General features: G+C 65.6%; 15 protein-coding genes. 3 read left to right on the top strand and 12 right to left on the bottom strand.

Annotated elements, in window-relative coordinates; all coding sequences use genetic code 11:
* Nucleotides 1-43: 43 nt before the first annotated feature.
* The 5 genes from purF to purL form a co-directional block, all read right to left on the bottom strand.
* Nucleotides 44-1,606: an amidophosphoribosyltransferase gene (gene purF / locus J1M81_RS20335; RefSeq protein ID WP_032367510.1), complete on the bottom strand. Its 1,563-nt coding sequence runs from the start codon at nucleotides 1,604-1,606 to the stop codon at nucleotides 44-46.
* A gap of 124 nt (nucleotides 1,607-1,730) precedes the next feature.
* The gene (locus J1M81_RS20330) at nucleotides 1,731-2,117 is read right to left on the bottom strand and encodes a sterol carrier family protein (protein WP_205025401.1); all 387 of its coding nucleotides are present in this window, start codon (nucleotides 2,115-2,117) and stop codon (nucleotides 1,731-1,733) included.
* Between the two features lie 6 nt (nucleotides 2,118-2,123).
* Nucleotides 2,124-2,750 carry a CPBP family intramembrane glutamic endopeptidase gene (locus tag J1M81_RS20325; protein ID WP_283348733.1) on the bottom strand — a complete coding sequence of 209 codons (627 nt, stop codon included), beginning with the start codon at nucleotides 2,748-2,750 and terminating at the stop codon, nucleotides 2,124-2,126.
* A complete protein-coding gene (locus tag J1M81_RS20320) occupies nucleotides 2,747-4,423 on the bottom strand; it encodes an alpha/beta-hydrolase family protein (protein ID WP_241258332.1) in 1,677 nt (558 codons plus the stop codon). The genes J1M81_RS20325 and J1M81_RS20320 overlap by 4 nt, the downstream gene beginning before the upstream one ends.
* 131 nt (nucleotides 4,424-4,554) lie before the next feature.
* Entirely contained in the window at nucleotides 4,555-6,846 is a 2,292-nt protein-coding gene (gene purL / locus J1M81_RS20315; protein ID WP_032367486.1) for a phosphoribosylformylglycinamidine synthase subunit PurL, read from the bottom strand.
* A gap of 103 nt (nucleotides 6,847-6,949) precedes the next feature.
* On the opposite strand from purL, the gene J1M81_RS20310 reads away from it, so the two are divergent.
* Nucleotides 6,950-7,714 carry a nucleoside phosphorylase gene (locus J1M81_RS20310; RefSeq protein WP_230595212.1) on the top strand — a complete coding sequence of 255 codons (765 nt, stop codon included), beginning with the start codon at nucleotides 6,950-6,952 and terminating at the stop codon, nucleotides 7,712-7,714.
* A 164-nt stretch (nucleotides 7,715-7,878) separates the two neighbouring features.
* Here the strand turns inward: J1M81_RS20310 and J1M81_RS20305 are convergent, their stop codons facing one another.
* Complete coding sequence (locus J1M81_RS20305) at nucleotides 7,879-9,186, bottom strand: M18 family aminopeptidase (RefSeq protein WP_205025402.1); 1,308 nt, start codon at nucleotides 9,184-9,186, stop codon at nucleotides 7,879-7,881.
* Between the two features lie 118 nt (nucleotides 9,187-9,304).
* Between J1M81_RS20305 and J1M81_RS20300 the strand changes: the two genes are divergently transcribed.
* Nucleotides 9,305-10,132: a hypothetical protein gene (locus J1M81_RS20300; RefSeq protein ID WP_206498720.1), complete on the top strand. Its 828-nt coding sequence runs from the start codon at nucleotides 9,305-9,307 to the stop codon at nucleotides 10,130-10,132.
* A 25-nt stretch (nucleotides 10,133-10,157) separates the two neighbouring features.
* Here the strand turns inward: J1M81_RS20300 and J1M81_RS20295 are convergent, their stop codons facing one another.
* The 4 genes from J1M81_RS20295 to purS form a co-directional block, all read right to left on the bottom strand.
* Nucleotides 10,158-10,319 (bottom strand): hypothetical protein, encoded by a 162-nt coding sequence (locus J1M81_RS20295; protein ID WP_155419088.1) that lies wholly within the window; start codon nucleotides 10,317-10,319, stop codon nucleotides 10,158-10,160.
* A 188-nt stretch (nucleotides 10,320-10,507) separates the two neighbouring features.
* The gene (locus tag J1M81_RS20290; RefSeq protein WP_032381631.1) at nucleotides 10,508-10,858 is read right to left on the bottom strand and encodes a VOC family protein; all 351 of its coding nucleotides are present in this window, start codon (nucleotides 10,856-10,858) and stop codon (nucleotides 10,508-10,510) included.
* A 34-nt stretch (nucleotides 10,859-10,892) separates the two neighbouring features.
* Nucleotides 10,893-11,570, bottom strand: coding sequence for a phosphoribosylformylglycinamidine synthase subunit PurQ (purQ, locus tag J1M81_RS20285; RefSeq protein WP_027495839.1), 678 nt, complete (start codon nucleotides 11,568-11,570; stop codon nucleotides 10,893-10,895).
* Nucleotides 11,567-11,803 (bottom strand): phosphoribosylformylglycinamidine synthase subunit PurS, encoded by a 237-nt coding sequence (gene purS, locus J1M81_RS20280; protein ID WP_032371340.1) that lies wholly within the window; start codon nucleotides 11,801-11,803, stop codon nucleotides 11,567-11,569. The genes purQ and purS overlap by 4 nt, the downstream gene beginning before the upstream one ends.
* Nucleotides 11,804-11,903: 100 nt before the next feature.
* Here purS and J1M81_RS20275 point away from each other — a divergent pair, with 100 nt between their 5' ends.
* Nucleotides 11,904-12,542, top strand: a complete 639-nt coding sequence (locus J1M81_RS20275; protein WP_206498719.1) for an MBL fold metallo-hydrolase — start codon at nucleotides 11,904-11,906, stop codon at nucleotides 12,540-12,542.
* On the opposite strand, the gene J1M81_RS20270 is transcribed toward J1M81_RS20275, so the two are convergent.
* Both J1M81_RS20270 and thiM read right to left on the bottom strand, forming a co-directional pair.
* Entirely contained in the window at nucleotides 12,539-13,165 is a 627-nt protein-coding gene (locus J1M81_RS20270; protein ID WP_094718476.1) for an LppP/LprE family lipoprotein, read from the bottom strand. The genes J1M81_RS20275 and J1M81_RS20270 overlap by 4 nt on opposite strands.
* 182 nt (nucleotides 13,166-13,347) lie before the next feature.
* Nucleotides 13,348-14,151 carry a hydroxyethylthiazole kinase gene (thiM, locus tag J1M81_RS20265; protein WP_206498718.1) on the bottom strand — a complete coding sequence of 268 codons (804 nt, stop codon included), beginning with the start codon at nucleotides 14,149-14,151 and terminating at the stop codon, nucleotides 13,348-13,350.
* Between the last annotated feature and the right edge of the window lie 52 nt (nucleotides 14,152-14,203).

The raw sequence follows: 14,203 nt of genomic DNA, 5'->3' as shown, positions 1-14,203 counted from the left end.
GGCATTGAGAAAACCCTGCTGTTCCCTAACGGAAAAGACCAGGTCAAGGACGGCTGAGAGCGCTCACATTCGCGTCGTTGTCCACCGGTTGCCCAGCGGCCGACGCCAGCAGACCCTCGAGCACGTGCTTGCCTAGTGCATTGTCCGCGGGCAGATCGATGGGGTACTTCCCGGTGAAACATGCTGCACACAAGCGCGATTCGGGCTGCTCCGACGCCGCGATCATGCCGTCGATGGAGATGTAGCCCAGCGAGTCGGCACCGATGGCCTGCCGGACGCCTTCGAGGATTCCGTCCTCGGAATCGACGCCGTTGGCGATCAGCTCTGCGGGAGAAGCGAAGTCGATGCCGTAGAAGCAGGGCCACCGCACCGGCGGGGACGCGATACGTACGTGGATCTCGAGGGCACCGGCCTCGCGCAGCATCCTGATCAGCGCCCGCTGCGTGTTGCCGCGAACGATCGAATCATCCACCACCACGAGCCTTTTGCCGCGAATGACCTCTTTGAGAGGGTTGAGCTTGAGCCGGATACCGAGCTGCCGAATGGTCTGCGACGGTTGAATGAACGTGCGGCCCACGTACGCGTTCTTCATGAGCCCCTGGCCGTACGGGATTCCGGAGCCCTGGGCGAAGCCCACGGCTGCCGGAGTTCCGCTCTCGGGCACCGGGATGACCAGATCACCCTCGGCCGGGTGCTCCTTGGCGAGACGACGTCCGATTTCCACCCGAGTCGAGTGCACCGAGCGACCGCCGATGACGCTGTCGGGCCGTGCGAGATAGACGTACTCGAACACGCAGCCCTTGGGCTCGGGGGCAGCGAAACGCGAGGACCGAACGCCGTCGGCGTCGATCGCCAACAGTTCGCCGGGCTCGATGTCGCGGACGAACGCCGCACCGACGATGTCGAGTGCTGCGGTCTCGCTGGCGACGACCCAGCCGCGATCGAGGCGACCGAGGCACAGCGGCCGAACGCCGTGTGGATCACGCGCGGCGTAGAGGGTGTGCTCGTCCATGAAGGTCAGGCAGAACGCGCCTTTGAGCAGGGGCAGCAATTCCATCGCCGCCTGCTCTATGGTGCAGTCGGCGGCCTTGTGCGCCAGCAGTGCCGTCACGACATCGGAATCCGACGTCCCGTTGCCCTGCAACCGATCGCTGATCAGGCCCGCATCGCGAGCCTTGGTGGCGAGTTCTGCGAAGTTCACCAGATTGCCGTTGTGCCCGAGCGCGATACCGGTACCGGCAGTGGTGGTACGGAAGATCGGCTGCGCGTTCTCCCACGTCACCGAACCACTCGTGGAGTAACGGCAATGACCGATGGCGACGTGCCCGGGCATCGCGCCGAGCGTCTGCTCGTCGAACACCTGACTGACCAGGCCGAGATCCTTGAACACGAGCACCTGGGAGCCGTCGGACACCGCGATGCCTGCGGCTTCCTGACCACGGTGCTGCAGTGCGTAGAGGCCGTAGTAGGAGAGCTTGGCCACGTCCTCGCCCGGTGCCCACACACCGAACACTCCACACTCTTCGCGCGGCTCGTTCTCCGGCTCGTCGATGGGTTTGCCTACCAGAAGATTCGGACTGTCGACCGACAAATCGGCGTTGGTCACGGGCATTGCTCCCTAGGGGGTCCGGGGCGGGGGGCCGTGCCCAGTCTACGGGCACACGGGCTGACGCAACGCATCGTGTGTCCAGGAGATTCCCGACGGTCGAACGGCCGCTGAAATCCGGCGGTCAGGTAATGGTCAGCAACGGCAACCACCGACCCACTTCGGCGGCCCGACTGCCGGACGCATCGATCGAGCCGTCGCCGAGCGCCTCGGCGAAATCTCGGGTCCCGGTGGCCACCTGAAGCCATGTCAGAGCATCGGTTTCGACGACGTTCGGCGGGGTTCCTCTGGTGTGCCGGGGCCCGACGATGCACTGCACCGCGACGAACGGCGGCACCCGCACCTCCACCGACGACCCCGGTGCGTTCTGACCGAGAGTTCTGGCGGTGGTGCGCACGGCGGCGGCGATCTGCGCGCGTGGCGGCTTCTCGGCCTCACCTCGGATCCAGTCGGCGACGGCCAGAACGGCCTCGCGCACCTCGGCGGGACCGACCTCCTTGTGCGGTGGCATCTCCGGTCAGCTCCTCTCACGTTCGGTAGCCGCGAGATGCGCCAACACGGCACCGCTCGCGTTGAGTGCGTAATGCAGCGCAGTAGGGGCGAGCACACTGCCGCTGCGTGCCCGCAGCCACGAGAACACCACCCCGGCGACGGTCGTCGCGGCGACGGTCCCGGCCACCGAATCCCCGGCGGCGCGGGCGGGACGAATGTGCCACAGTCCGAAGAAGACCGGCGACAGGGCCGGCGATGCCGCATCGAGCACACCGCGGAAGAGCAGCTCCTCGGTCAGCACCGTCCCCACCGGAATTCGGAACAGCACCCATTCGGCGAGATCGTCCTCGGACGGTCGGACGCGTCGACGCAGTGCGGGTACGGCGGACACCACCGCAGACCCCAGGACGGGTAGGGCTGCCGCAGCCGCACCCCATTTCAGCCCGGATGCGGCGTTACGCAGGCCCAGCCGTTCGGCATTCGATCCCGACACCGCAGCCACAGCGACGGCGAACGACGCGTTGGCCACTGCCCGCCCACGGGCTCCGAGCCCGGCCGCAGGCAGCACGTACGTGCTCCACGCCGTTGTCACGAGTCCGGTCAGAATGGGTCGTTCCGCAGGCTCCACTCCGGTTGCCAGAGCGGTTCTCACTTCTCGGGACCGTCACGTCCGGCGAACTGCTCCATGACGCCGCGCACTCGTTCGGTGTCGCGGTCGGTCCACCCCTCGGGAGCGGCGACGGCCACCCAGCCGTCGAGCACGAGGGTTCCGTAGTTGTGACCGTGGCCGTCGGGGACGCCTGCTGCGTTGGTCAGGTCCGCTGCCACCTGCCAGAAGGTCACCACCGGGAACCAACGCATGCTCGGCAGTCGGTCCGGCCCCGGCGGCTCGGACAGCCAGTCCGGGCGCTCGAACAGCAGGTCGGGTGACCACCAGACCACCGGATCCGACGCATGCTGGACGTACAGGATGCGCGGGGCGTACCAGGGCTGGTCTTCCGGCGGGATGCCCGACGAATTGTCGGCGAAGCGAACCGTCAGGCCCTCGGAGTACACCGGCCGAACTTCGGGGCTGCCCGGATCACGCCTGCTGACGAACTGACTCCAGATGCGGTTGTCGTTCGGCGGACCCACCCACAGGACGCCGTCGGTGGTGGCGCGGATGTCGGCCAACCCGTCGAACGCGCCTTCACCGGACTTCGTCCCCAGACTTTCGCCGTAGACGTAGAACTTGGGGCGGGTGGCCTCGGGCTCCTGCAGCCACCGGTCGTGCACTTTGTCGATCAGCGCCTTGCCTGCCTGGGCGGCTTTGTAGCCCTCGGCGATGAACGAGATCCAACTCGGCAGATACGAGTACTGGGAGGCGACGGTGGCGACATCGCCGTCGAACATCAGCTCCTCGGCCTCGACGGCGGTGGGGTTGACCCAGCCGGTGCCGGTGGTCGGCACGACGATGAGGGCTTTGCGCTGGAACGCGCCGGTGCGTTCGAGTTCGGCGACGACGATGTCGAGTCGTTCGTCCTGAGTCTCCGCGGTTTCCAGTCCGGCGTAGGCCCGAATGGGTTCGAGGCTCGGACGTCCGGTGGCCCGTTCCATCTCGTCGGCTCGCAGGCCGCTGGAGACGAAGTTGCGACCCTCGAATCCGAGTGTGTCCCACGGTGCCAACGAGTTCGGGCTACCCGACCTCTCGTCGGCGACGGGTTGTTCTGTGCCCTCTCGCGTTTCGTTGTTCTGCAGACTGAACACCGAGTTGGTCACCTCGGAGACCGCACGCAGCAGCACACCCTGAACCAGGGCGACGACCAGAACCACCAGGACGATCACGCCGAGTGCGTTGGCCACCTCGCGTGGCATCTTGACGATGCGATTGATCTGACGGGCGAGCAATCGGACGACGTCGCGCAGCACCCGCGAGATCGAGATGAGCAGTGCGGCAATGGCAATGCTCAACGCTCCGGTGCGGAGGTACCCCGTCGTGGTGGTCCCCTCCGCGTCCATGAGCGCGGCGAGTTCACGCTGCCACTGCGCCGAGACCGCCAGCATGATCATCGACGCAGCGACGGCGACGACGAGTACGACGACCTTGACTGCAAGTTCGACCTTGCGCGGCAATGGCCACCACGAACGCGAGGACAGCCACCATCGCGTCACCGCCCATCCCACGGCCACCCCGAAGGCGTACCCGATAGCCGAGTTGATGCCGCCGATGATGCCTTGGAACAGCCATCCACGAGGCAGCAGCGACGGCGTCAGCGACCAGCAGAAGAACAACGCGCTGAACGCGATTCCGGTGAAGTCCAGACGCAGCAGGCCCCACGACCACATGACGAACGGATGCTTCTCCGGCGACGGAGCCGAGAACTCCACCGTCGGAAAGTGATACCGATGATGCTGATCCTGCTCGAGTGTGGGCTCGGTCCCCCTTCGACGCTCCGATACCTGTCCCCCCACCTCGGTCAGCCGAAGAGTCTGGGAAGAGTGCTCTCGAATGTCTCTCGCAGTTCCGTCATCGGCACGGAGAACTGTCCCTGGACCTCGATCGAATCCGAGCCCTCGTCGACGACGCCGACGCGCGCCCACGGAAGTCCGCGTGCGGTGCACATGCCGGTGAACCGGGTCTCCTCGGTGCGCGGCACGGCGACCAGCACCCGGCCGGAGGATTCGGAGAACAAGGTCACGAACGGGTCTGCGCCTTCGGGAACGATGATGCGGCACCCGGTTTCGCCGGCCAATGCTGCCTCGACGACGGCCTGAGCGAGACCACCCTCGGACAGGTCGTGTGCAGCCGAGACCAGGCCGTCGCGGGAGGATGCGAGCAGGATGTCTGCCAACAACTGCTCCCGAGCGAGATCGACCTTCGGCGGAACGCCGCCGAGGTGATCGTGCTCGACCTGCGCCCAGATGGACCCGTCGAACTCGTCGTGGGTCTCCCCCAGCAGGATGAGTGTCTCGCCGGGCTCGAGGCCGAGTCCCGTCGGGATGCGGCGATGGACGTCGTCGATGACGCCCAGTACTCCGACCACGGGGGTCGGCAGGATCGGCTCCGCGCCGGTCTGATTGTAGAAGCTGACGTTGCCGCCGGTGACCGGGATGCCGAGGGTGACACACCCGTCCGCCAGACCGCGTACGGCCTGCTGGAACTGCCACATGACACCCGGGTCCTCCGGCGAACCGAAGTTCAGGCAATTGGTGACGGCCTTGGGAGTGGCGCCGGTGACCGCGACGTTGCGGAACGCCTCGGCCAGAGCCAGCTGCGCGCCCTGGTACGGGTCGAGTGCGGTGTAGCGGCCCGACGCGTCGGTGGCCAAAGCGATTCCGCGACCGGTCTTCTCGTCGATGCGGATGACGCCTGCATCGGCGTTCTCCGCCAGCACGGTGTTGCCGCGGACGTAGCGGTCGTACTGCTCGGTGATGAATCGACGGCTGCACAGCTGCGGCGAGCCGATCATCTTCAGCAGAGTGGCCTTCAGCTCGTCCGCGGTTTCCGGACGCTTCAGCGACGCCGTGCTGTTCGCGATCAACGCGTCCTGGGTATCCGGACGCTGCACCGGACGGTTGTACACCGGGCCTTCGTGCGCAACGGTTTTCGGCGGTACATCGACGACGGTATCGCCGTGCCAGGTGATCTGGAGGTGCTCGCCGTCGGTGACCTCACCGATGACCGTGGCCAGGACGTCCCACTTCTTGCAGACGGCCATGAATGCGTCGACGTTCTCGGGGGTCACCACGGCGCACATGCGCTCCTGGGATTCGCTCGAGAGCACCTCGGCCGGAGTCATGCCGGTGGCGCGCATCGGCACCTTGTCGAGCTCGATGTGCATGCCACCACTGCCGGCGGACGCGAGTTCCGATGTGGCGCAGGACAATCCGGCACCGCCGAGATCCTGGATGCCGACGACCAACTTGTTCGAGTACAGCTCGAGGCAGGCTTCGATGAGCACCTTCTCGGTGAACGGGTCGCCCACCTGAACCGCGGGAAGCTTCTTGCGGCCCCCACCGGTCTCGTCGCCGTCGAACGTCTCCGACGCGAGCACGGACACACCGCCGATGCCGTCGAGACCCGTTCGTGCACCGAACAGAATGATCTTGTTGCCCAGGCCCGACGCGAACGCCAGGTGCATGTCCTCGACCCGCATGACGCCGGCACACAGAGCGTTGAGCAGCGGGTTACCGGCGTAGGAGGCGTCGAACACCGTCTCGCCGCCGATGTTCGGTAGGCCGAGGGAGTTTCCGTACCCACCGACGCCTGCGACGATGCCGCTCAGGACACGGCGCGTATCGGGTGCATCGGCAGCACCGAATCGCAGCTGGTCCATGACGGCGATCGGGCGAGCGCCCATGGCCATGATGTCGCGGACGATGCCGCCGACGCCCGTCGCCGCACCCTGGTAGGGCTCGACGTACGACGGGTGATTGTGGCTCTCGACCTTGAACGTGACGGCCCAGCCGTCGCCGACGTCGACGACGCCCGCGTTCTCGCCGATACCGGCGAGCATCGGCTTGCGCATCTCGTCGGTGGTGGTCTCGCCGAAGTACTTCAGATGCACCTTCGAGGACTTGTACGAGCAGTGCTCGCTCCACATGACGGAGTACATCGCCAATTCGGCGTCCGTGGGCCGACGACCGAGGATTTCCTTGATGCGGACGTATTCGTCGTCCTTGAGTCCGAGTTCCTTGTACGGCTGCGCAACGTCGGGGGTGGCGACGGCGTTCGAGACAGTGTCTGTGGGTACAGAGCTAGCGGACACGAGGAATAGGTCCCTTCGATGGAGCGAAATGCCAGGGAGAGTCTATAAGGTGCCGCCGACATGTACGGCATCGGACGTATCGGCCTCGTGCGAACATCACCTGATGGACATTGCACTGACCGAGGACGATCTGGACGAAACGGGCGTCATCGACCCGTCGATGGTGGCCAAGGGAGTCGACGTACCGCCGAAAGCCGTCGTCTGTTTCTTCGCCGAGGTGATCGAGAGCATCTGCGCGAAAGGCGACGCCCGAGTGGTGTCGATCATGCGCTCCGAGCACGGCGAACACCCCGTCTACGAGATCGAACGAGGCGGACAGAAACTTGCCGTCTTCCATCCCGGCGTCGGAGCGCCACTGGCCGCACTGTTCCTCGAAGAAGCCATCGCCATGGGCTGCACACAGTTCGTTGCTGTCGGCGGTGCCGGGGCGCTGTCCGACGACCTGGGCATGGGACACGTCATGGTCGTCGACAGCGCCCTGCGCGACGAAGGAACCTCGTTCCACTACCTGCCACCCGGTCGAGTGGTCGACGCCGATCCCGCAGGCGTCGCCGTACTCCAATCGGTACTCACCGACGCCGGCATCGACTTCGTCACCGGCCGCTCCTGGACCACCGACGCGCTCTACCGCGAGACCCGCGGCCGAGTCTCGCGCCGCGTCGACGAAGGCTGCCGAACGGTCGACATGGAAGCGTCGGCCTTCTGCGCAGTCGCCCGATTCCGCGGAGTCCGATTCGCGCAACTCCTCTACGCGGGAGACTCCCTGGCCGCCGACTGGGATCACCGCGGCTGGACCAAGGCAACAACGGTGCGCGAACAGTTGTTCTGGCTCGCTGCCGACGCCTGCCTGCAACTCGATCCGCTCTAGGTCCTCGGGTCGCTGGTCTCGGGTTCGCTTCCGGGTCGCTGGTTCACCCCCCGGATTTCGCAAACGCGCGCGCGTTTGCCGAACGCGAGCGAAACAGCCCCGGAATCGGGCACGAATCCGCGCGCACCTGACAACTGCGCGCGCGTTTGCGCCGCCGATCGGGCTCAGGCAGGAGCGAGGAAAGCCGCCAACGCGTCGGCGTATGCCTTCACGTCGCCGGCTCCCATCAACTCTCGGGACGAGTGCATGGCGAGTTGCGCTGCGCCGACGTCGACCGTCGACAACCCGGTGCGCGACGCGGTGATCGGTCCGATGGTCGATCCGCACGGTAGATCCGCGCGATGGACGTAGCGCTGCAACGGTACGTCGGCTTGCTCGCAGGCCAGTGCGAATGCACCGGCACCGGCGGAATCGGTTGCGTAGCGCAGGTTTTGGTTGACCTTGAGTACCGGTCCGCCGCCGAGTTCGATGCGATGTGCAGGCTCGTGACGATCCGGGTAGTTCGGATGCGTCGCGTGCGCCATATCGCCCGAGGCACAGATGGATCCGGCCATCGTGCGCAGAAATTCCTCACGGCCGCCGCCGCGCCCGAGCACGATGCGTTCGAGCACGGTGTTGAGCAGGTCCGAGAACGCGCCGCGGTCGGACATACTGCCGACTTCCTCGTGGTCGAACAGTGCCAGCACCGGAGTGACGTCGGTCGGATTCTCCACTGCCGCAAGCAAAGCCTGCGTTCCGGCGTAACAGGTGCCCTGGTTGTCCAGACGCGGCGCACTGACCAACTCGGATTCGACGCCCACGACGGCACTGGGCGCGAGATCGTGTGTCATCAGTTCCCAGCCCAGCACCGAACCGGGATCGACGCCTTCGCGGTCGGCGACGTAGGCGATGAACGACTTCGGTGAATTGCCCACGCCCCAAATGGCATTGACGTGTCGCTGCGGGTCCAGGGTGACGCCCTTGCGGTCCTCGGACAGGTGGATCGCCAGCTGTGGAACTCGCAGGATCGGTTCGTCCACCTTGACGAGCACCTCGCGAGCGGTGTTGCCGTCGCGCACGCTGAGCCGGCCGGAGATACCCAGGTCGCGATCGAGCCAGGAGTTCAGCCAGGCACCACCGTACGGCTCCAGGCCGACCATCTGCCAACCCGCCGATTCGAGATCGGGATGCTGCTTCACCCGAAGATTGGGACTGTCAGTGTGTCCACCGACGATGCGGAAGGGGCCATCAGGAGTGGAGCCTGCGGAACGACCCGAATTGATGTGCTCGGTGCTCCACGCGACGAGAGAACCGCCGCGGATCAAGTAGTAGCGGCCTGGTTCGGTCGGCCAGGCATCGGTCTCGTCCAGACGCACGAATCCGGCGTCCTCGAGCTGCACCGACACCGTCCGACACACATGGAACGGGGACGGCGAGACGTCGACGAAGTTGCAGAGACCGGCAGCAGAGGCAGAGGACGACATGGGAACCATTGTGTCAGCCGCCGCGTCGAACACCCCGAGAGCACACACCGACCGGGGGAGAAACATGAAGATCGAGCCGACACCGAACCAACACGTCGCTCACGCAACCACACTCGCCATCGTTCGAATGAAAACGATCGAAGCATTTCGTACCCGCGGAATGGTGGTGCACCGTGAGGATGCGACCACGCTCGGTGCGGAGTCGGGTGCACGCTTCCCGCTCGACAACGTGTTCGCCCGCTGCTCGGGTGCGCCCCGGTCGGCGTGGGACGGCATCATCGGCGGCCATGTCCAGGTCATGATCGAGGCGATGCGCGAGTCCGCTCCGGCGTTCATCGCAGGCCTGTCCGACGACGAGTTCCATTCGAAACTCCGTGAACGCGTCGTCGCGCCGTGCGTGTTGGAATCGATGGGTTCGTACAGTTATTCGGTTCCCCTGCTCGCGGCACCCGATGCGCCGAGGCGGGTGTTGAATCTGTCGTCTCCGAATCGAGCTCTGACGTTGTCCGACAGTCACTTCGAGGGGCGCGACATCGACGCTGCGTGGGCTGCGGGTCGCAAGAACACTGCGGCGATCGAGTTCGAGGGAGCGCAGTTGCTCGAACGCGAGGGGGTCTGCATCGAGGTGCTCGACGGCGATTCGATCTATCTTGCGTCGAAGATCGCCGATATGACCACGTTGATTTCGTCGCATCTGGGCGAATGCCTGTACGGCGTACTCTTCGCCGTCCCCAACGCGTACGAATTCGCCTTTCACCGCCCCCGCGACGCCGACGACGCAGTCGCCGCAGCCACCGCGCTCGCCGAGCTGGCCGACGTGTTCTCTCGCGATACACCGAGCCCACTGTCGCGCTCGGTGTTCTTCTGGCGAGACGGCGAGTATTGCGACGTGACGCACGGGCCTACGGGAATTTTCACCTCAGCTTTGACCGAACTACGCGCACGCGCGGCCTGACTGCGATCACATGCCGACAGACCCGCTATTCAGGCGGTGGAATGGTCGGTCGTCCCGCTGCAGCGTCGCGAATCCAGTCGGGTACGGGTTGATGATCGCGTTCGGCCATGGTGATGTACGCGCGGGCAGCGGCAGCGGCGACCGTTGGCCGTGGTGCTTTGATGTTGCGTTCGTCGGTGGTGGTCATCGCGGGTCCTCCTGCTCGCTCTCGCCGTCAGTGTCCTCGGTTTCGCGTGGTTGCGCCAGTGCGCGACGTACAGACCGGCCCGCACGGCTAGCAGCACCTTGCGTTCAGTGCTGGTGATGAGAGCGACCCCGACGACTGCCAGAACGCCAACGACGAGCGTTACCCACGACTGGGCGGGCATCTGCAGCTCAGTGCGCCCCGGATACGCAGAACACGTTGCCGTCGGGATCGCTCAGCGTCACCCAGCGAAAGTCACCCATGGTGTGCTGCTCGACCTCGCTCGCACCCGACTCGACCAGCCGAGAGACCTCGTCGTCGAGGTTCTCGGTCGTCACGTCGAGGTGGACGCGATTTTTACCCGGCGACGGGTCGTCGACCTTCTGGAAGGCCAGTCGATACGGGGCCGAAGCGAGGGCGACGACGTAGAACCAGCCGTCGTTCTCCTCGACGATCGATCCGTCGACCTGTGAGGCCCACCAGCGAGCGAGCGGGCCCGGGTCGGTGGAATCGAACGTGATCATGCCCAGGGTCAGTGTCATGGCGGAAGATTAGACCCACCCACCGACACGAAGATCAGGCGTTGACGATCGCGTCCAGTGCCGAGTAGAAGATGCCGAGCCCGTCGTCGCTCGGGCCGGTCAACGGCTCGGTGGCGTGCTCGGGATGGGGCATCAGGCCGACGATCCGACCGTTTGCCGACGAGATTCCGGCAATACCGCGCTGCGACCCGTTGGGGTTGCTCCCGCTGTAGCGGAACACGACGCGGCCTTCACCTTCGAGCTCGTCGAGCACGCTCTGCGATGCCTGGAATCGGCCCTCGGCGTTCTTGACCGGAATCAGGATCTCGGCATCCTGCTCGTATCGCGACGACCATGCCGTGCCGGCATTCTCGACCTTCAACCACTGGTCGCGGCACACGAAATGGAGGCCCTCGTTGCGCGTCAACGCTCCGGGAAGCAGTCCGACCTCGCACAACACCTGAAAACCGTTGCAGATCCCCAGGATCGGCATCCCGCCCTCTGCCGCCTTGACCACTGACTCCATCACGGGAGCGAAGCGGGCGATCGCACCGGCTCGCAGATAGTCGCCGTACGAGAATCCGCCGGGGACGACGATGGCATCGACGTTCTTCAGATCGGCGTCGGCGTGCCACAGGCTGACGGCTTCGCCGCCGGCGAGAGTCACGGCGCGGGATGCGTCGACGTCGTCGAGAGTTCCGGGGAACGTGATGACTCCTACGCGGGCGCTCATGAGATGCGGGTCACTTTCCAGTCCTCGATCACCGTGTTGGCGAGCAGCGATTCGGCAATCTTCTCGAGTTCGGCGTCGTCGACGGAATCGTCGATCTCCAGCTCGAAGCGCTTGCCCTGACGCACATCGGACACACCGGAGATTCCCAGCCGGCCCAGCGCACCTGCGATGGCCTGACCCTGCGGATCGAGAATCTCGGCCTTGGGCATGACATCGACTACGACTCGGGCCACGAAAGCGCTCCTTGAAATACGTACAGCAAGACAGTTACCGGCAGGTGGGAGTCTACGCAGCCCTGGCCAGCGGAGCGAAACCGCGCTTACTGTGGAGTGCATGCGGCTGACACACTTCGGACATTCCTGCGTTCTGGTCGAACTCAACGGCACAACGGTGCTGTTCGATCCCGGCACGTTCTCTCACGGATTCGAGGGCATCACCGGACTCGACGCCATCCTGGTCACTCACCAGCACCCGGATCATGTTGATCTGCAGCGACTTCCCGCGCTTCTCGACGCCAATCCCCGCGCCGAGCTGCATGCCGATCCCATGACGGCAGGCCAGCTCGGAGGGAAATGGATCGCGGCCCCGGCGGGCAAGGACTTCTCCGTGGGCGGCATCACCGTCACCGGAGTCGGCGGCACGCACGCCGTCATCCATCCGGAACTGCCGGAGATCGACAACACCGGTTACCTTCTCGGCACTCCCGAGAACCCGGGGCAACTGTTCCATCCCGGTGACTCGTTGTTCGTTCCCGAGCAACAGGTCGAGGTACTGGCACTGCCCGCGGCCGCACCGTGGTCGAAGCTGTCCGAGACGGTCGAGTTCCTGCGTGCGGTGGCACCGAGAATGGCCTTCCCCATCCATCAGGCCGTGGTCGCGGAACAGGCGAGGGGCATCTACTACGGCCGCTTCAAGGACATGTCCGACGCCGAAATCCGCGAACTCCCCGAGGAATCGTCCATCTCGATCTAGCCGGTGACCTCGGGCGGGAGGGTGCCGATCATGGTCACTTGCGTTCCGTCCCACTGGTAGTCGATCGTCGCCGGTCCGCCGGTCGGGTTCGCATTGGCGTCACCGGCGAGTGGCCAGCGGTAGTTCACTGTGATCGTGTCGGCGGACTGTGCCGCCACCGACGTGAACCCGTACGGCTCCAGCGTCGCGGTGCCGAGGTACTCGGCGTCGTGGAAGAAGAGCAGATGCGTCGGCGAGCTGACCGTCGCGCCGTACGGGAGGGCTTCGACCCAGGTGAACGACGCACAGGGATCGCCCATGTCGGTGGCGACCCACGGTGAATCTGCGAACACGAGCGGCAGCGAGTCCACCGCCTGCGGTACCGGCCCCCACGTCAGATCCAGGCACAGTGGCTCGGCTTCCGACGGACCCATGGGGACCAGGTCGCTGGCCTCCTCCGGTGGCGTTCGCTGCGGCTGCGCTCCCTCGGTCACGGTGGCCGGGGCGGGTGTCAGCGGTGCCAAGCTCGTCGCTGTGGTCGTCGGAACGGCCGAGGACGGTGCTGCCGACGGCGTTCCTTGCTCCGATCCGCCGCACGCGACGAGAGCTGTTGCACCGACTGCGAGGAGCAGAAGTCGTTTCATGAAGACCACCTGGTTCGATTTGCCCGACGTCAGGTATGTCCACTCGCAAACGCGTTCCGTTACATCACATTTCGATCAAGGGGTCGTTACATTCACGGCGCAGGCGATTGTTGCTCCACTCCCCGCCCGGTACGCGGTATTTCAGCGGAAGCCGCCACAGAGTGGAGCGCCAGTTGCACTCGTCAGTCGAGCCGAACCAATTCCCGCAGTGCCGACTCGTCCACCGCGTCGAGTCCGTCCAAGAATACAGCGGCGAAGGTACCCGGACGCGACGTCGACCGAGCCGCAACCTCCGACGCGGCCGCCACGTGCGCGTGCGCGGCGACGGCACCGATCAACGCAGACGGAGAAACGGAGCAGTACGCCGCCGTCAGCGCACCCAACGCGCATCCGGTGGCTGTAACTCGTTGCAGCAGTGCGCTTCCGACGCCGACCTTCACCGTCGAGCCTTGCGCGAAGATGTGGTCGACCTCCCCCGAGGCCGCTACGACCTCGGCGCGGTCGAGGAGAGAACGCGCCGCGTCGACGGAATCCGCAACGTGCGCAGACGAATCCACGCCTCTCGAACCACCCTCGGCGCCCGCGAGCCCCATCACCTCGGACGCATTCGCACGGATGACGCTGGGCCGGTTGGCAAGTAGCTCGACGGCCACCTGAGTCCGCCAGGGAAGACCGCCCGCGCCCACCGGATCGAGTACCCACGGCTTCCCCGCTGCTCGCGCGGCAGCGGACGCCAGACGAGAACTTTCCACCTGCGCCGCCGTCGGAGTTCCGAGATTGACCAGCACCGCGTCGGCGATCTCGGCGAAGCCGGCCGCTTCCTCCGGATTGTCGACCATCGCCGGAGCCGCACCTGCCGCGAGCAGGGCATTTGCGACAAATTGCACTGACACCGTATTGGTCAGACACTGCACCAGCGGATTGCGATCACGCAGCAGCCGATGCGCGGCAACGATGTCGTCCAGGGTCACACTCGAGGCATTCATCGCTGTCGAGTCTACGACCGCTCCCACCCCGTTCGCGTCAATGGACCACCCC

It is taken from the genome of Rhodococcus sp. KRD175 (assembly GCF_017168275.1).
In the GTDB taxonomy this organism is placed as follows: domain Bacteria; phylum Actinomycetota; class Actinomycetes; order Mycobacteriales; family Mycobacteriaceae; genus Rhodococcoides; species Rhodococcoides fascians.
The sequence above is the reverse complement of the archived record's forward strand: the minus strand, read 5'-3'. Positions and strand labels throughout refer to the sequence as shown.